The organism is Azospirillum fermentarium, assembly GCF_025961205.1.
Classification (GTDB): Bacteria; Pseudomonadota; Alphaproteobacteria; order Azospirillales; family Azospirillaceae; genus Azospirillum; species Azospirillum fermentarium.
The window spans coordinates 2627924-2643037 of record NZ_JAOQNH010000001.1 but is presented as its reverse complement, the minus strand read 5'-3'; the positions used below and the strand labels follow the sequence as shown (position 1 = coordinate 2643037).

General features: G+C 67.7%; 16 protein-coding genes. 5 read left to right on the top strand and 11 right to left on the bottom strand.

Annotated features, from left to right (window positions below):
* Nucleotides 1–22: 22 nt before the first annotated feature.
* The 4 genes from M2352_RS12420 to M2352_RS12405 form a co-directional block, all read right to left on the bottom strand.
* Nucleotides 23–814 carry an ABC transporter ATP-binding protein gene (locus tag M2352_RS12420; protein WP_264664794.1) on the bottom strand — a complete coding sequence of 264 codons (792 nt, stop codon included), beginning with the start codon at nt 812–814 and terminating at the stop codon, nt 23–25.
* 33 nt (nt 815–847) lie between these two features.
* Nucleotides 848–1723, bottom strand: a complete 876-nt coding sequence (ntrB, locus tag M2352_RS12415) for a nitrate ABC transporter permease (protein WP_264664793.1) — start codon at nt 1721–1723, stop codon at nt 848–850.
* Nucleotides 1724–1749: 26 nt separating this feature from the next.
* Nucleotides 1750–3051: a CmpA/NrtA family ABC transporter substrate-binding protein gene (locus M2352_RS12410; protein WP_264664792.1), complete on the bottom strand. Its 1302-nt coding sequence runs from the start codon at nt 3049–3051 to the stop codon at nt 1750–1752.
* Nucleotides 3052–3155: 104 nt separating this feature from the next.
* Nucleotides 3156–4562, bottom strand: coding sequence for a CmpA/NrtA family ABC transporter substrate-binding protein (locus M2352_RS12405; protein ID WP_264664791.1), 1407 nt, complete (start codon nt 4560–4562; stop codon nt 3156–3158).
* Between the two features lie 558 nt (nt 4563–5120).
* On the opposite strand from M2352_RS12405, the gene M2352_RS12400 reads away from it, so the two are divergent.
* On the top strand, nt 5121–5276 hold the full coding sequence (locus M2352_RS12400; protein WP_264664790.1) for a DUF3309 domain-containing protein: 156 nt from the start codon (nt 5121–5123) through the stop codon (nt 5274–5276).
* A gap of 58 nt (nt 5277–5334) precedes the next feature.
* On the opposite strand, the gene leuA is transcribed toward M2352_RS12400, so the two are convergent.
* Nucleotides 5335–7026 carry a 2-isopropylmalate synthase gene (gene leuA / locus M2352_RS12395; protein WP_406567252.1) on the bottom strand — a complete coding sequence of 564 codons (1692 nt, stop codon included), beginning with the start codon at nt 7024–7026 and terminating at the stop codon, nt 5335–5337.
* Between the two features lie 355 nt (nt 7027–7381).
* Nucleotides 7382–7516 carry a hypothetical protein gene (locus tag M2352_RS12390; protein WP_264664789.1) on the bottom strand — a complete coding sequence of 45 codons (135 nt, stop codon included), beginning with the start codon at nt 7514–7516 and terminating at the stop codon, nt 7382–7384.
* Nucleotides 7517–7731: 215 nt separating this feature from the next.
* Between M2352_RS12390 and M2352_RS12385 the strand changes: the two genes are divergently transcribed.
* The gene (locus M2352_RS12385) at nt 7732–8049 is read left to right on the top strand and encodes a hypothetical protein (RefSeq protein WP_264664788.1); all 318 of its coding nucleotides are present in this window, start codon (nt 7732–7734) and stop codon (nt 8047–8049) included.
* An 85-nt stretch (nt 8050–8134) separates the two neighbouring features.
* Nucleotides 8135–8497: a hypothetical protein gene (locus tag M2352_RS12380; RefSeq protein WP_264664787.1), complete on the top strand. Its 363-nt coding sequence runs from the start codon at nt 8135–8137 to the stop codon at nt 8495–8497.
* Nucleotides 8498–8551: 54 nt separating this feature from the next.
* On the opposite strand, the gene M2352_RS12375 is transcribed toward M2352_RS12380, so the two are convergent.
* Together M2352_RS12375 and M2352_RS12370 are read right to left on the bottom strand one after the other, a co-directional pair.
* Nucleotides 8552–10156 carry a polysaccharide deacetylase family protein gene (locus tag M2352_RS12375; protein WP_264664786.1) on the bottom strand — a complete coding sequence of 535 codons (1605 nt, stop codon included), beginning with the start codon at nt 10154–10156 and terminating at the stop codon, nt 8552–8554.
* 124 nt (nt 10157–10280) lie between these two features.
* Nucleotides 10281–11396, bottom strand: coding sequence for a bacteriohemerythrin (locus M2352_RS12370; protein WP_264664785.1), 1116 nt, complete (start codon nt 11394–11396; stop codon nt 10281–10283).
* A gap of 231 nt (nt 11397–11627) precedes the next feature.
* Here M2352_RS12370 and M2352_RS12365 point away from each other — a divergent pair, with 231 nt between their 5' ends.
* Both M2352_RS12365 and M2352_RS12360 read left to right on the top strand, forming a co-directional pair.
* Nucleotides 11628–12002 carry a DUF2934 domain-containing protein gene (locus M2352_RS12365; RefSeq protein WP_264664784.1) on the top strand — a complete coding sequence of 125 codons (375 nt, stop codon included), beginning with the start codon at nt 11628–11630 and terminating at the stop codon, nt 12000–12002.
* Nucleotides 12003–12039: 37 nt separating this feature from the next.
* Nucleotides 12040–12432 (top strand): HPF/RaiA family ribosome-associated protein, encoded by a 393-nt coding sequence (locus M2352_RS12360; protein ID WP_264664783.1) that lies wholly within the window; start codon nt 12040–12042, stop codon nt 12430–12432.
* An 8-nt stretch (nt 12433–12440) separates the two neighbouring features.
* On the opposite strand, the gene M2352_RS12355 is transcribed toward M2352_RS12360, so the two are convergent.
* The 3 genes from M2352_RS12355 to M2352_RS12345 form a co-directional block, all read right to left on the bottom strand.
* Nucleotides 12441–13919: a pentapeptide repeat-containing protein gene (locus M2352_RS12355; RefSeq protein ID WP_264664782.1), complete on the bottom strand. Its 1479-nt coding sequence runs from the start codon at nt 13917–13919 to the stop codon at nt 12441–12443.
* A 177-nt stretch (nt 13920–14096) separates the two neighbouring features.
* Nucleotides 14097–14600: a pentapeptide repeat-containing protein gene (locus tag M2352_RS12350; protein ID WP_264664781.1), complete on the bottom strand. Its 504-nt coding sequence runs from the start codon at nt 14598–14600 to the stop codon at nt 14097–14099.
* On the bottom strand, nt 14597–15103 hold the full coding sequence (locus tag M2352_RS12345; protein WP_264664780.1) for a thioesterase family protein: 507 nt from the start codon (nt 15101–15103) through the stop codon (nt 14597–14599). The genes M2352_RS12350 and M2352_RS12345 overlap by 4 nt, the downstream gene beginning before the upstream one ends.
* Nucleotides 15104–15114 lie beyond the last annotated feature (11 nt).

Genomic DNA, 15114 nt, shown 5'->3' with positions numbered 1-15114 from the left:
CTCCAACAGGCGGGGACGGACGTCAGGCGGCGTCGGCGTGACGGTGGCGTTCGTAGAGGAAGCGGATCACCTCCCCGCGGCAGTGGGTGTAGGTGGGGTCTTCCGTCAGCTCCAGCCGGCGGCGCGGGCGGGGCAGGGGGACGGACAGGATCTCGCCCACCGTGGCGGCGGGGCCGTTGGTCATCATCACGATGCGGTCGGACAGCAGCACCGCCTCGTCCACGTCGTGGGTGATCATGATGACGGTGTTGCCCAGCGTCAGGTGGATCTCCATCAGGCTGTCCTGCAGGTGGGCGCGGGTGAGCGCGTCCAGCGCCCCGAACGGCTCGTCCATCAGCAGCACCTTGGGCTCCATGGCCAGCGCGCGGGCGATGCCGACGCGCTGCTTCATGCCGCCGGAGATTTCCTCGGGGAACTTGCGGAGGGCGTGGTCCATGTGGACCAGGGACAGGTTGTGCAGGGTCCAGTCGTGGCGCTCCTGCTTGGTCTTTGTTTTGCCGAACACCTTGTCCACCGCCAGCCGCACGTTGTCGTAGACGGTCAGCCACGGCAGCAGCGAATGGTTCTGGAACACGATGGCGCGGTCGGGGCCGGGGTCGTTCACCTCCTGCCCGTCCAGCAGCACGCCGCCGCCGGTGCAGGTGATGAGGCCGCCGACGATGTTCAGCACCGTGGACTTGCCGCAGCCGGAATGACCGATGATGGAGATGAACTCGCCGCGTTCGATCTTGAGGTTCACGTCCTGAAGGGCGGTGAAGCGGGCCTTGGAGGTCTTGAACTCCATGCCGACGTTTTCAAGGCTGAGATAGGCCATGGGAATGGTCCCTTTCGCGGGCGTGGAGGGGGATCAGGCGCGGCCCCGGGGGCCGGACACGCGGGCGGCGACGGCGCCGATCAGCCGGTCGAGGATGAAGCCGACGACGCCGACATAGACCAGGGCCAGGATGATCTCGCTCATCAGCGAGCTGTTCCAGGCGTCCCAGATGAAGAAGCCGATGCCCACCCCGCCGATCAGCATCTCCGCCGCGATGATCGCCAGCCACGACAGGCCGATGCCGATGCGCAGGCCCGTGAACATGTAGGGCACGGTCGCCGGCAGCATGATCTTGAAGAAGTATTCCGGCCCGGACAGGCGGATGACGCGGGCGACGTTGCGGTAGTCCTGCGGGATCTGGCGGATGCCGACGGCGGTGTTGAGGATGATCGGCCACACCGCGGTGATGAAGATCACGAAGATGGCCGAGGGGTCGGCGTTGCGGAACGCGGCCAGCGAAATGGGCAGCCACGCCAGCGGCGGCACCGTGCGCAGCACCTGGAAGATCGGGTCGAGCCCGCGGTAGGCCAGGCTGGATTGCCCGATCAGCACCCCCAGCAGCACGCCGCCCACGGCGGCCAGGGTGAAGCCCACCGCCACGCGCTGCAGGCTGGCCGCCAGATGCCAGAACAGCCCCTTGTCGGTGCCGCCGTTGTCGAAGAACGGGTGGGCGATCAGTTCCCAGGTGTCGGCCACCACCTTGGTCGGCGGCGGCAGGGCGGCACCGGGCAGGGAGCACAGCACCTGCCACACCCCCACCAGCAGGGCCAGCGCCACCAGCGGCGGCACGGCGGTGTGGGCCAGCGCCCGGCCCCGGTCCGGCAGGCTGGCGATGAAGCCGGCGATCAGACGGCCCATGGCGGAGGGGGTGGGGGCGGCGCGGTCTTCGGTGTTGACGGTGACGGACATGGCGGCAGGCTCCTCTGGACCGGGCATCAGGCGCGGACGATGGTCAGGCTGGACAGGTAGGCGGACGGGTTTTCGGGATCGAAGACCTTGCCGTCGAAGAAGGTTTCCTTGCCCCGCGATGTGCCGGCGGGCAGGCCGGTCACGCCGAGCGCGGTGGCTGCCTCGCGCCACAGGGATTCACGGTTCACCGCGGCGATCAGCGCCTTGGTGTCCGTGTTGCCGGGCAGGTAGCCCCAGCGGATATCCTCGGTCAGGAACCACAAATCGTGGCTGGGGAAGGGGTAGGAGGCGTGGTTGCGCCAGAACTTCATCAGGTGCGGGCTGTCCTTCACCACCGTGCCGGTGCCGTAGTCGAAGGTGCCCGACGCGCGGCCCAGGATGTCGGCGGCGTCGATCTTCAGCCATTCACGCTTGGCGACGATCCGGCACATCTCCTCCTTGTTTTCGGCCTTGTCGCACCACTGCTGCGCCTCCAGCACCGCCATCAGCAGCGCCTTGGCGGCCTTGGGGTTCTTCTCGACCCAGTCCGTCCGCAGGGCGAGGCTCTTTTCCGGGTGGCCCTGCCAGAACTCGCCGGTGGTGACGGCGGTGTAGCCGATGCCCTGGGTGACCAGTTGGGCGTTCCACGGCTCGCCGACGCAGAAGGCTTCCATGGTGCCGGTCTTCATGTTGGCGACCATCTGCGGCGGCGGCACCACGATGGTGGACACGTCGTGGTCGGGGTCGATGCCGCCCGCCGCCAGCCAGTAGCGCAGCCACAGATCGTGGGTGCCGCCGGGGAAGGTCATGGCGCACTTGATGTCCTTGCCGGCCTTGCGGGCGTCGGCGAAGGCAGCCTTCAGGGGCGACGAGTCCAGCCCGGCCTTCAGCCCCTTGTACGCGCCGGCCACCGAGATGCCCTGGCCGTCCAGGTTCAGGCGGGCCAGGATGCTCATGGGCACCTTGGTGCCGTTCTTGGTGATCTTGCCGGCGGTCATCAGGTACGGCATCGGCGTCAGGATGTGGGCGCCGTCGATGCCGCCGCCCGCCGAGCCCAGTTCCAGATTGTCACGGGTGGTGCCCCACGACGCCTGTTTCAGCACCTCGACATCGGGCATGCCGTGCTTGGCGAACAGGCCCTTTTCCTTGGCGACGATCAGCGGGGCGGCGTCGGTCAGGGCGATGAAGCCCAACAGCGCCTTGGTGGTTTCCGGGGTGTCCAGCCCGGCGGCCCAGGCACCGCCCGGCACCAGCGTGCGGGCGGTGGACAGCAGGGCGGCGGCACCGGCGGCCTTGGCGGTGCCGGTCAGCAGCGAGCGGCGCGAGACCGAGGGGAAATTCGTCTTCATGGTTGCGTCGTCCGTTGGTTTGTATCGTAAAAAGGGTATGCGCGGGCGCACGTCGGGCGTCGGGGCCGTTGAGGCCGTTTTTAAGGGGGGGAGTTTTCGCGGGCTTAGGCGGTGGGGTCGGGCACCGGCCGGTGGCGGGTGATGGCGAACCGGTTCAGATAGCCCGCCACGTCGGCGGGGTCGAAGGGCTGGCCGTCGAGGAAACGGTCCGGCCCCATGGCGATGGGGGCCGTGGCGTCGGTCAGGGTCCAGGGGGTGTCGTGGGTGCCATCCACCTTGGTATCGGCCAGCGGCAGCGGCTCGTCCAGGGTGGCGGCGGCGGTGCGGTAGAGGTCGGTGCGGTGGGTGGCGGCGGCGATGGCGGCCAGATCGGTGCCGAACGGCACCTGCCCCCAGCGGACCATCTGGGCCAGCGTCCACACGGCGTGGGAATGCCAGGGGAAACCGGCGGCGTAGCGGTGGAACACCACGAAATCGTCGTTCCTGGCCCCGGTCCCGGTCAGGGCGCCGGTCAGGGCGGCGTCGAGCACCGAGGCGGGGGCGCCGACGTAACGGGGGTCCGACAGCAGGGCGGCGGCCACCCGGCGGTTGTCCGGCTGGTCCAGCCAGCGCCCGGCGCGGAGCAGGGCGCGGATCAGGGCGGCGAGGGTGGCGGGGTGCCGGGCCGCCCAGTCGGCGGTGACGCCCAGCACCTTTTCCGGGGCGTTGGCCCACAGATCGTGGGAGGTGATGGCGATGCGCCCGATGCCGGTGGCGGCGGCCAGACTGTTCCACGGCTCACCCACGCAAAAGCCGTCGATGGCGCCGAGCTGCAGGCTGGTCACCATGTCGGGCGGCGGGATGACCACCAGCCGCACGTCGGCGTCGGGGTCGATGCCGGCCTCGGCCAGCCAGTAGCGCAGTTGATAGGCGTGGCTGGCGACCGAGAACACCACGCCGAAGGTCAGGCGCGGCGCCCCGGCGGCGCGGTCGGCCTCGATCACCCGCTTCAGCGCGCGGGCCGACAGGGGGCGTTCGGCCATGGCGGCGGGATCGGCGGCGTCCATCCGCTGGATGAGGGTGCGCGACAGGGTGATGGCGTTGCCGCCCAGGTCCAGCACCAGCGGGGCGACCATGGGCACGTTGAAGGCGCCGATGCCGGCGTTGGCGGCCAGCGGGATGCCGGCCAGCATCTGTGCCCCGTCCAGAATGCCCACCGACACCTTGTCGCGGATGTTGGCCCACGACGGCTCGCGGGACAGGGTGACGTCCAGCCCCTCGTCGGCGAAGAAGCCCATTTCCTTGGCGGCCACCAGCGGGGCGCAGTCGGTCAGCGGCACGAAGCCCAGGGTCAGAGCGCTCTTTTCCACCATAGTCCCCTTGGGCAGCGCCCCGGCCAGGGCGGCGTGGGGCAGGATGGCCGTGACGGCGGATGCCAGCGCCACACCGGCGGCGATCCGGGCACCCGCGGCCAGGATACCGCGCCGCTCCCGGTTCTGTCCCGTGTGGTTCTGGTCGGACGTGGTGTCCATGCTACGCTCCGTTCTGGCCGGATAAGGCCGAAAAAAACAAAAAGGCGCCCGTCAGCGGAACATCTTCCGCCAATCGGACGCCATTATCCGGTGGTCCGGCCCGCCATTGGACCGGTGAACGTGTGCGCCGACCATCCGCCGTTGGACGGGTGCGCGAAACCTGACAAAAGCCCGTCGGACGCCGTTGCCCGCCAAGCTCGCCTCTATTCAGCAAAGAGCGTGCCAGTTTTTGCTCTTTTTATATTTTGTTATTTTTCAATAGGTTGATCTATTTTGCATTGTTCGACAAACTGTCTTTGTCGTGTTTGTGACGCACCAATTGTCCGATTCACGACAGTTGCGCTGTCGGAAACATGACAAAACCCCTTTACCGGGTTCCAAGGGCCATCGGCCCTTGGTGGGGGCCGCCGGGGGCGAAGCCCCTGGCAAACTCCCCGAACGGATGAGCACCCCCTCTTCCGCAGCCCCCCGTCCGCGGAGGGAACGGCGGCGGCACCTCTGCCGTTTTCCGACCAGACCGAAAACGGACAAGGCCGCGACCCGGCCGGGAGGGATGGGATGCTTTCGACGATCCTGCTGGTTATCCTGATTCTGCTGCTGATCGGCGCGGTGCCGGCGTGGCCGCACAGCCGGGGATGGGGCTATGGGCCGAGCGGGCTGTTGGGGGTGGTTCTGGTCGTGCTGCTGGTTCTGGTCCTGATGGGCCGCGTATGAAAAAAGGGCGCCCCCGTCAGGGAGGCGCCCTTTTCCGTCATCAGGACCGGCGGGGTGGTCAGCCGGCGTGGTAGGCCCGGTTCACGGCGCTGACGATGGCGCGCAGGCTGGACGTCACGATGTCGGGATCGATGCCGACGCCGAACAGGGTGCGCCCGTCGTTGGTGCGGATTTCCACGAACGACGCGGCCTGGGAATCCTCGCCGGTGGCGACCGCGTGCTCCTTGTAATCCACGATGTGGACGTCATAGCCGGCATCGGCGCGCAGACCGTTCAGGAAGGCGTCGATGGGGCCGTTGCCCTTGCCGCGAATGGTCAGGGGCTTGCCGTCCTTCAGCAACGAGGCGGTCAGGGCGCGCTGCCCCGAGTTCGGCCCGCGCGGCTCGGTGCCGTGTTCCAGCAGCATCAGGGGACGGTCGCGGTCCAGGTATTCGGCCTGGAAGGTTTCCCAGATGGCGGTGGGGGACAATTCCTTGCCGGTTTCGTCCGCCACTTTCTGCACCACCTTGGAGAATTCGATCTGCAGGCGGCGGGGGATTTCCTTCAGCCCGTGCTCGGTCTCCAGGATATAGGCGATGCCGCCCTTGCCCGACTGGCTGTTGATGCGGATCACCGCCTCGTAGCTGCGGCCGATGTCCTGCGGGTCGATGGGCAGGTAGGGCACTTCCCACTTGTCGGAATTGGCCTTTTCCAGCGCGTGCAGACCCTTGCGGATGGCGTCCTGGTGGGAGCCCGAGAAGGCGGTGAACACCAGTTCGCCGGCATAGGGGTGGCGGGGGTGGACCGGCAACTGGGTGCAGTATTCCGACACCCGCACGATCTCGTTGATGTCGTTGACCACCAGGCCGGGATCGACGCCCTGGGTGAACATGTTCAGGGCCAGGGTCACGATGTCCACGTTGCCGGTGCGCTCGCCGTTGCCGAACAGGGTGCCTTCCACCCGGTCGGCGCCGGCCAGCACGGCCAGCTCGGCGGCGGCCACACCGGTGCCGCGGTCGTTGTGGGGGTGGACGCTGATGATCAGGCTGTCGCGGTTCTTCACCGTGCGCCCGAACCATTCGATCTGGTCGGCGTAGATGTTGGGCATCGCCATTTCCACCGTCGCCGGCAGGTTGACGATCATCCGGCGCTCAGGGGTTGCACCCCAAGCATCGGCCACGGCCTCCACGATTTCCACCGCGAAGTCCAGTTCGGTGCCGGTGAAGCTTTCGGGCGAATATTCCAGCACCACCTCGGTTTCCGGGTACTGGGCGGCGATCTCGCGGACCAGCTTGGTGCCCTTCACCGCGATGTCGATGATGCCGGCGCGGTCCATCCCGAACACCACGCGGCGCTGCAATTCGGAGGTGGAGTTGTACAGGTGGACCACCGCCCGCTTGGCACCCTTGATGCCTTCGAACGTGCGGCGGATCAGCTCCTCACGGGCCTGGGTCAGCACCTGGATGGTGACGTCGCCGGGGATGCGCCCGCCGTCGATCAACTCGCGGCAGAAATCGAATTCGGTCTGGGAGGCGGCGGGGAAGCCCACCTCGATCTCCTTGAACCCCATCTTGACCAGCAGGTCGAACATGGCGCGCTTGCGGTCGGCACCCATGGGTTCGATCAGGGCTTGGTTGCCGTCGCGCAGATCGACCGAGCACCACATGGGGGCCTTGTCCAGCACCCGGCTGGGCCATTCGCGCTTGCCGCCCATATCGACGGACTGGAACGGGGTGTAGCGGTGGATCGGCATGGAGGAGACGTGGGTCATGGCGCTTATCGCACTCCTGATTCCCTGTACCGGCGTCTGTTTCGGTGTGGCCGGCGGGACGGTCGTCATCAAGGGGAAGGTCGGGTATCCGGCGCGCAATACGGCCGCCGAGCCGCCGGGGAGGCTCTGCGGCCGCCCCTAAGTCGCAGCCCCGGCCCCCGCCGGGAAGCGCCGCTGGTCCGATGCTCGATCATGGAATGAGTACTTCGACCTGTGAAGCTGGATAGGGTGGAACGCCGTTTGCCCGGTCGCTGTCAAAGCGCCGGGTCGATAAGGAGCAGCAGGGCGTTCGGAATCATGCAGGTCGTCATGGGCGCTACTGTGCAAAGACAGCGGGCGGCTGTCAAGGATTCCATCAGCGGTTTGCCATGAATGGGGTGCAGATCTTCGTCGCCCTGCGCGGCTGTATCTCGGTCCGCCGCAGGTGACTGACCGCGGCGACCGCATCCACGCCATCACAGCCATCAGGATCGTCGAACGGATGCGCCATGGCCCTTGCCCCTATCCAAAGGTGAAACCACTTTTTATACGGCCTGAGACGAAGGGCGGCTTCCCGCTCATCTTTAAAAAGGCGAAGTTTTTGAAGATGTTATTATGTTTAACCCTTTTGTATTAGAACATATGTTGCTGATGAAAGTTGTTTCGGACGCCTTATAGTTTCCTTTCGGGTCAGCCGTTTCGCGCCCAGCGGAAGGGGAGGAGCCTATGGCCGGTGTCTCTGTGCCGGGTGTTCCCGGTGGCGTGCCGGGAGGAATCAGCCTGTTGCCTCCGGCGGGCGGGATGCCCCGCCGCCCGGTGGGATGGGTGATGCCGGGGGCGGGGGCGGCCCTGCTGTCGGTGCTGATGCTTCAGGTTGTGGCCGAGCTGGCCCGCTATGGGGCGGAAGGTGACGACGCCCTGTCGGTGGTCCTGGGGCTGGCGGCGGTGGCGGTGACCCTGCTGCCGATCATGGTCGTGCTGCTGCACAGGACCGTGCGTGGGTGGCGCGGGGCATCGGCACGGGGCGAAACATCCGGTACGTGATAAAATATCATTAAGGAAGTGTTGCCCTCGGTCCCTGTGACGGGGTTAAATCCGCGCGTGTTATGGACGACGCGGAGGATGTGGCATGGGCGCTCTCGATTTTCTCAAAGTGCTGATTTCGGACAAGAAAAAGACCAAGCCCGAGAAAGCGGCCCGTTCCAACAACAGCAAGATCGAATTCGACGGCAAGAGCTTTCCCCTGGCCGCCTTGACCGACAAGGGGTTCGTCGCCACCCAGTTCGACGGATCGCTGATTGCCGGCCAGACCGCACGAATCACGGTGAAGGTGGACGACGAGATCGGCCTGTTCAGCTTTCCCGCCACCGTCGCCATCAACGATGCGTCGAACGGGAAATGCGTGGGGGAATGGACCCTGCTGACGCCGGACATGGTGTCGCGGCTCAAGACCTACGCCCAGCGGCGCAAGGAAAAGGCGAAGCGGGGGTGATGCTCCGTTCCCCCCGGCCCGCATTGGAACGGGCCGGGGGGGAGGCGGGCGGTGTTACTGGCGGGCCGTGGTGGTGGCGTTGACCATCATGGGGGTGGCCAGCGCCTTCATGCTGGTGATCCATTCCGACAGGGTGACGAAGTTGCACCCCTTGACCCGCAGTTCGGCGATCACCCGCGGCAGCGCCGCCGCCGTGGAGGCGTAGGTGGAATGGAGCAGGATCACGCTGCCCGTGCCCGCCGACGTCTTCACATGATGGACGATCTTGTCCGGGTCGCGCACCTGCCAGTCGCGGGTGTCCACGTTCCACAGAACCGGGCTCATGTTCTCGTCGCGGGTGATGGCCAGCATGTCGTTGGTGTAGCGGCCGTAGGGCGGGCGGAAGAGCACGGGGTCGGCCCCCATGGTCCGCAGGATGCGGTTCGCCTCGGCGATCTCGAAGCGCTGGGCGGTGGGGGGCAGGGCGCGCAGGTCGGCATGCGTCAGGCTGTGGTTGCCGATCTCGTGCCCCTCGGCCACGAAATCGCGGATGACCTCGGGGTAGCGCGCCGCCACCTTGGCGACGGGGAAATATGTGGCCGTGACCTTTTCCTCGCGCAGGATGTCGAGGATCTGGCGCGTCACGGTGCGGTGTGGGCCGTCATCGAAGGTCAGGGCGCACAGGTTCCACTTTTCCCGTTCCAGCACGGCGTGGGTGACCTTCAGCCGGGTGTCGGGCAGAACGCTGCCCAGCCGTCCGGTGCGGCGGCTGCGCTGCTCGATCTCGTTCAGCACCTTGGCTTCTTCGGCGGAATAATGGACCACGCCGTCCGCCTGCACCACCGGCTCGGTGGACAGCGGCACCACCTTGGCCAGGGCCACGGCGGCAGCCTGCATGGCGTTGGGCGGCGGGGCCGCGTCCTGGATGTCGGAAATGGAGGGGGCGGAGGGCAGGGGCGCAGCGGCGGTCTTGGTTGCCGCTGCCGGCGGGGCGGCGGCAACCACCGGGGCGGGGGGCGGGGCGGATGGCGGGGCCGCGTCCGCGGGGGCCGGTGCCGGCGCCGCAGGTGATGCGATCTGTGCCGCGGCGGGAGCGGGTGCCGGGGCCGCGGCCACCGGCGGCGCAGCGGGGGCACGGTCCATGACCAGGCAGCCGAAGCCGGCGCCGATGATGCGGCGGCACAGGGATGCGGCGTTTTCGCCCGCCGGAATCGTTCCGCGCAGCGCATAGCCCGACGCCGGGCGCTGCGGGTCGATCAGAACGATCATGGGGGTGATGCCCGACACCATTCCCGGCAGTTTGCGGGTCAGCATGCCCCAATCGGCCCAGGCCTCGCCCTCGCGCTGGTAAAGGCCGAACTGGAGCACGGGCGCGCCGGCCGGGGTGGAGGGGGCCGCGGGGGCTGCGGCCGCGGGCTGGGCGGGCTGGACCGGGGCGGCCGGGGTGACGGGGGCTGTTGTGTCGCGCGGCTTTTCGCCGGGAACCACCGGGGCTTGCTGTTGCTGGAGCAGGTGGACGGGCTTTCGCCCCGGAATGACGGTGGCGGACGCGTCCGCCATCAGGGCGCCCAGGGCCACCCCCATCATGAGGAGCAGAGCACCCCCCCGCCGGAACATGCCGGCCCGGCAGGACCGATCCAGGGGAAGGCGGGAGGCGACAGGCAACGTGGGCAGCACCATGCGGGTTCCCGTGTGGCGGTTCGGGGCAGGGCCCTGTGGAACCGTGAGGGGGCAACCCGGTCGAAGTACCACCTGTGTCGGGAAAAACCAATCGGAAGTGTGGCGAAAATGAGGAAGGGCCGCGTTATTCCGTGGTCATGTTGCCGTTCAGATACGGCCTGTAGCCGGCATCGGAACACAGGATATGATCCTGTAGCCAGCGGCTGAGAAAGGCCAGTACGTCATCGCCCAGCGTGTCCTGGTCGGTGCGCAGCAGCCGGCGGCGGATCGCCACGACTTCCGCCGTCAGGGCGGCGTGCAGCTTTCGGTGGCCATCCAGCGCCGGATACCCGGCTCGGGCCATATAGCCCTCTTCCTTCTCGAAATGGAACACGGTGTAATCGAGAAGTTCGTCGAACACCGCTTCCAGGATGATGCGGTCGTGGCGGGCGTCGGCGGCGGCGAGCTGGTTGATCAGGTCGATCAGAACCCGGTGATCGTTGTCCAGATCCTCCACGCCCACGCTCATGCCGTCGTCCCAACGGATGATGGTGACGGCGGCGCGGGCGGTCAGCGCCGTGTCGAAGGCCGCCACCACGTCGGGGTCGAAATCGCGGCCCGCCCGCTCGTGGATATAGTCCAGCGCTGCGCCGACGCTCCAGGCGTCCTTGTAGACGCGGCGGTGGGTCAGGGCGTCGAACACGTCGGCCACGGCGACGATGCGGGCGGACAGGGGGATGTCCCGGCCCTTCAGTCCGGCGGGGTACCCCGATCCGTCGAATTTCTCGTGATGGCACCCGGCCACCTCCGCCCCCAGGGCGAGATAGCCGCCGTCCTCCGACAAACGGGCGGTGCGCTCCAGGATGGCGCGGCCGTTGCTGCTGTGCCGCTCCATCACCGCGCGTTCGTCGGGCGTGAAGCGCCCCGGCTTTTGCAGGATGCTGTCGGGAATGGTGATCTTGCCCACGTCGTGCAGCATGGCCGCCACCCGCAGCCGTTCGCGGAACGCGTCCGTCACCTGCGCCGTATAGGGGCCGCTGTGCTGGAGCGCGCGGGCAATCTCGTCGGTCAGGCGGGAAACGCGCAGAATGTGCTGTCCGGCGGACGGATCCTTGTGTTCGGCCAGGGTGGCCAGGGCGACGACGCTGGCCTTGTGGATGCGGCGCAGCCGCATCTCCGCAACCCCGACATGGAAGGCTTCCCCCCCACGCACCCGGCGCGCCCGGAAACGCCGCGCCGTCCGTCCCTCCGCCGCCATCATCTCCCCTCCGTCCCCTTGCGTGTCCTCAAAACCCCAAGCCGGATGCGGATGACTATCGCCGCTCTTGAAAAGGGAGGGAACACAATTATTAGCAACGTTATGAAATAAATATCAATTTCAAAGCTTTTTCTGATGGACGGACGGGGCGGGAACCGGACGCGTCCGGTCCGGTTATCCCTTGACCATTCCCCGACAGTGCTTATGTGACCAAAGCAGGGAGGATCAATCCGAATGGCTGACGATCCTGTCGATGTGGAGGAACGCATCCGCCGCCGCGCGTATGCCATATGGGAACGGGAGGGCCGTCCCGATGGGCGGGACGCCGATCATTGGGCGCTCGCCCGTGAAGAGATCGCCATCGAAGACAACCTGTCCCAGACCCTTCTTCCCAACCCCGCCGATGGCCCGGAGGCCACCGCCCAGCGCACCGAGCCGGTGGAGCGTGTCGAAAGCGTGGCCGTTCTGGGCGATCTGCCCGGTCTGGCCGACCAGGGGGAGGAATTCTCCTTGCCCGAGAGCGCGACCGGCAGCCTGAGCCCGCCGCCGTCCGAGCGTCCGCCGCCGGCCCGGCCGGCACAGGCCAAACGCCGGGCGGGGCGCCGCTGATATCAGCCTCAATCCCAGCAACTGCAAGGGGGAGTCGATGAACGTCAATCTGGAAGTTGCGTTCCACAACATGGACACCTCGCCCTCGTTGGAAACCCTGATTGCGGAGCGGGCCGACCGTCTGAAGCAGCGTTACGACCGGCTGGTCGGCGTGCGGGTGGTGGTGGAAAAACAGATGGCCCAGCACCGCACCGGCAACGTGTTCGACGTGCATGTGGAACTGATGGTGCCCGGCACGGATCTGGTGGTCAGCCGCCCGGCCAAGGTGCAGAAGCGCTACAGCAACCCCGATGCCGCCACGTCGGTGCGCGATGCCTTCGACGCGGCGGAACGCCAGCTTCAGGATTTCAAGGGCAAGCAGCGCAACCCCGCCCGTACCCCGCTCCCCCGCGAGCCGGGCATGACGCCCGGCACCAGCCCGGCGGAATAGCCATTCACCTATCCGGCGATCCGCTGGTGTTCGAGGAAGGCGGTCTTCAGGACCGCCTTCAACGCATCGCTGTAGCGGTCGAACCGCACCGAGATCTGGGCCCGCCCGCGGTTGCTGTGGACCACCACGAATTCCGCGGGGGCCTTGATCCCCTTGCTCTCGTCCAGGATGACGGTGGCCTGCACCGTCTGGCCGTGGACGAAGGGGTGGCCGTCGGTCAGCAGGCACATGCCGCCGATGGACCAGTTGCGGGTGGCAAAGCGCAGCCCCCCGCTTTCCACCGTCAGCGCCGGGCGGGCGTAGCGCTTGTGCCGGCGGCGTTCCTGGCTGGGCAGCGGCGGCGGGGGCGGAACCTCCACCGGCCCGGTGATTCCCGATCCGTCCAGACGCGCCCCGGTCAGGCGGACGTTGGTGACGATCGCGCCGCCCAGTTCGGCCCCGGCCAGATCGGCGCCGGACAGGTCGGCACCGTCCAGATTGGTGGGCCACGGGCGCCCGCCGCTCAGCATCACGGGCCGCCCCTTCACCGCGCTCAAAAGGGCATTGGTCAGGGTGGCGCGGCGCAGGTTGGTGCCGTTGACCTCCGCCCCCCGCATGTCCGCCGCGTCCATCTCCGAATAGGACAGGTCGGCCATCTCCAGGCTGGCCATGCGCAGCGTCAGCCCCGGCAGGCGGCAGCGGCGCAGCCGTGCCCCCGACAGCATGCGGTTGTCCAGGTTCAGCCCCGCCACCTCCACCATGTCGAGGTCGAGCCGTTTGCCTTCGGCCCCTTGCGTGTTGACCCATGCCTCGTGAGCCTCCACCGCCGCCATGGCCTGGGCGGCGGGCAGGGCGGTGTAGGTGGGTTCGGCGATGGCGTCGGGAGGCAGGGAAAAGGGGATGTAGGTCCGTTTGAGCGTCTGCTGGTCCAGCACCGTCTGGCCGAAGCGGGCGTTGTCGAACACCGCCCCCGACAGGTCGGTGCCCATCAGGATGGCGCTGCCCAGTTCCGCCCCCGTCAGGTCGGCGTCGTTCAGGTCGGCGCCGGTCAGGTCGCATCCTTCCAGATTGGCCCCGGCCAGGATGGAGCGTTCCAGATGCGCCTCGGTCAGCTTGGTCTGCCCGCCCAGCGATGGTTTGCCGTCGCTGTTTTCCAGCACCCCGGCGCGGAAATCGACGCCGCGCAGGATGGCATCGGTCAGGGTGGCCCGGTGCATGTTGGCCCCGCGCAGGTCGGCCCCGGCTAGGTTGGCTCCGGTCAGGTCCACCGCCTCCAGATCCGCGCCGAACAGGTCCGCCTGGCTGAGATCGGCCCCGGCCAGCCGGGCGCGCACCAGGCTGGCCCCCGACAGCTTGGCCCCGGTCAGGTTGACCCGGTTCAGCGGCAGCCCCGACAGGTTGCGGAAGCTGAGGTCGGCCCGCCGGCCCCCCCGCCGCTTCAGCCAAAGCTGATGCGCCTGAAGAATGGCCTTGATGGCCTCGATCTCGGCTTGGCTCTGTTCGGTCATGGGGACGCTCGCTCCGGGAAACGTCGGGCACAGGCGCACGAAAGAAACATCGGTGGCGGCACCGCTTTTCCCAGAGAAAAACGCAATTTTCCTAAAAATGGAAGCGCTGATCGCGCTTCACGACCGAAAGATGCCTTTGGTCGTCCTTTTAGCAAATAAAGTTTTTATCTCCGTACTTTAATTACACTGTCCCACGGAGTTCTCGCCACAAACGGTCTTGCCGTCGGTCCAGGTGGCGCCGCTGACGTTGGCGTGGCGGAAATCGCTGCCCGACAGGCGCGCGCCGGTCAGGTCGGCACCGCTGAGGTCGGCGCCGGTCAGCTTGGCGTTGCGCAGGTCGGCGTCGCGCAGGCTGGCGCCGGTCATGGTGGCGCGGGTGAAGTCGGCTTCGATCAGGCGGGCACGGTCCAGCTTCACGCCGGTCATGTCGGCGCTGACGAATTTGGCGCGGTAGCCGTCGGCGTCCGTCAGCGACGCCCCGTTCAGCCGGGCGCGGACGAAGGCGGAATCGCGCACGTTGGCCTTGTCCAGAACCGCACCGCTGAGATCCCGCCCGTCGAAGGTGCAGCGGCGCCACACCACCTCGGCCTGCGGCTGGTCGGCGCAGTCGGCCCGGGCGGTCCCGGCCCCCGCGAGGGTCACGGCGGCGGCCAGGGCGCACAGGATGGAACGGGCGGTCATGGCCGCGGCCCTGAATCCGCGGCGCGGGCGGGCAGGGCGATGGCGCGCCCAGCCTGGGCCGGGCGGGGCAGGGCGGCGTGGCGGCGGGCCAGACCGGTCACCCGGTCGCCGATGGCCGGCGGAAAGGGAGCGGCGCGCCGGTCGCTCAGGTCCACGTGCAGCAGCATGAATTCGGCGGTGGCGGCCAGGAAGCCTTCGCTTTCATGGCGCATGGTGTGGAACAGGTGCAGCCGCTTGGGATCGGCGCCCAGGACCAGCGTGTCGAACACCAGCCCGTCGCCCTCCGTCACCTCGCGCGCGTAGGTCAGGTGGGCCTCCACCACGAAGAGGGAGCGGTTCTCCTCCTCCACATACCGCTTGCCGATGCCCAGATGGTCGAGCACGGCGTCGGTGGCCTGATCGAACGCCAGCAGGTAATAGGCCACATTCATATGGCCGTTGTAGTCGATCCACTCCGGGCGGACCGTGGCGCGGTGGAGCGTCAGCGGGGCGGTGTCGGTCATGACCCTCCAGA

Excerpts from the sequence above, each read along its gene's own strand:
- M2352_RS12365 (WP_264664784.1), top strand. The coding sequence starts at position 11,628 with ATGGCTGACGATCCTGTCGATGTGGAGGAACGCATCCGCCGCCGCGCG.
- M2352_RS12385 (WP_264664788.1), top strand. The coding sequence starts at position 7,732 with ATGGCCGGTGTCTCTGTGCCGGGTGTTCCCGGTGGCGTGCCGGGAGGA.
- M2352_RS12400 (WP_264664790.1), top strand. The coding sequence starts at position 5,121 with ATGCTTTCGACGATCCTGCTGGTTATCCTGATTCTGCTGCTGATCGGC.
- M2352_RS12405 (WP_264664791.1), bottom strand. The coding sequence starts at position 4,562 with ATGGACACCACGTCCGACCAGAACCACACGGGACAGAACCGGGAGCGG.
- M2352_RS12345 (WP_264664780.1), bottom strand. The coding sequence starts at position 15,103 with ATGACCGACACCGCCCCGCTGACGCTCCACCGCGCCACGGTCCGCCCG.
- ntrB (WP_264664793.1), bottom strand. The coding sequence starts at position 1,723 with ATGTCCGTCACCGTCAACACCGAAGACCGCGCCGCCCCCACCCCCTCC.
- M2352_RS12380 (WP_264664787.1), top strand. The coding sequence starts at position 8,135 with ATGGGCGCTCTCGATTTTCTCAAAGTGCTGATTTCGGACAAGAAAAAG.
- M2352_RS12390 (WP_264664789.1), bottom strand. The coding sequence starts at position 7,516 with ATGGCGCATCCGTTCGACGATCCTGATGGCTGTGATGGCGTGGATGCG.
- M2352_RS12360 (WP_264664783.1), top strand. The coding sequence starts at position 12,040 with ATGAACGTCAATCTGGAAGTTGCGTTCCACAACATGGACACCTCGCCC.
- M2352_RS12355 (WP_264664782.1), bottom strand. The coding sequence starts at position 13,919 with ATGACCGAACAGAGCCAAGCCGAGATCGAGGCCATCAAGGCCATTCTT.
- M2352_RS12420 (WP_264664794.1), bottom strand. The coding sequence starts at position 814 with ATGGCCTATCTCAGCCTTGAAAACGTCGGCATGGAGTTCAAGACCTCC.
- M2352_RS12410 (WP_264664792.1), bottom strand. The coding sequence starts at position 3,051 with ATGAAGACGAATTTCCCCTCGGTCTCGCGCCGCTCGCTGCTGACCGGC.
- M2352_RS12350 (WP_264664781.1), bottom strand. The coding sequence starts at position 14,600 with ATGACCGCCCGTTCCATCCTGTGCGCCCTGGCCGCCGCCGTGACCCTC.
- M2352_RS12375 (WP_264664786.1), bottom strand. The coding sequence starts at position 10,156 with ATGGTGCTGCCCACGTTGCCTGTCGCCTCCCGCCTTCCCCTGGATCGG.
- M2352_RS12370 (WP_264664785.1), bottom strand. The coding sequence starts at position 11,396 with ATGATGGCGGCGGAGGGACGGACGGCGCGGCGTTTCCGGGCGCGCCGG.
- leuA (WP_406567252.1), bottom strand. The coding sequence starts at position 7,026 with ATGACCCACGTCTCCTCCATGCCGATCCACCGCTACACCCCGTTCCAG.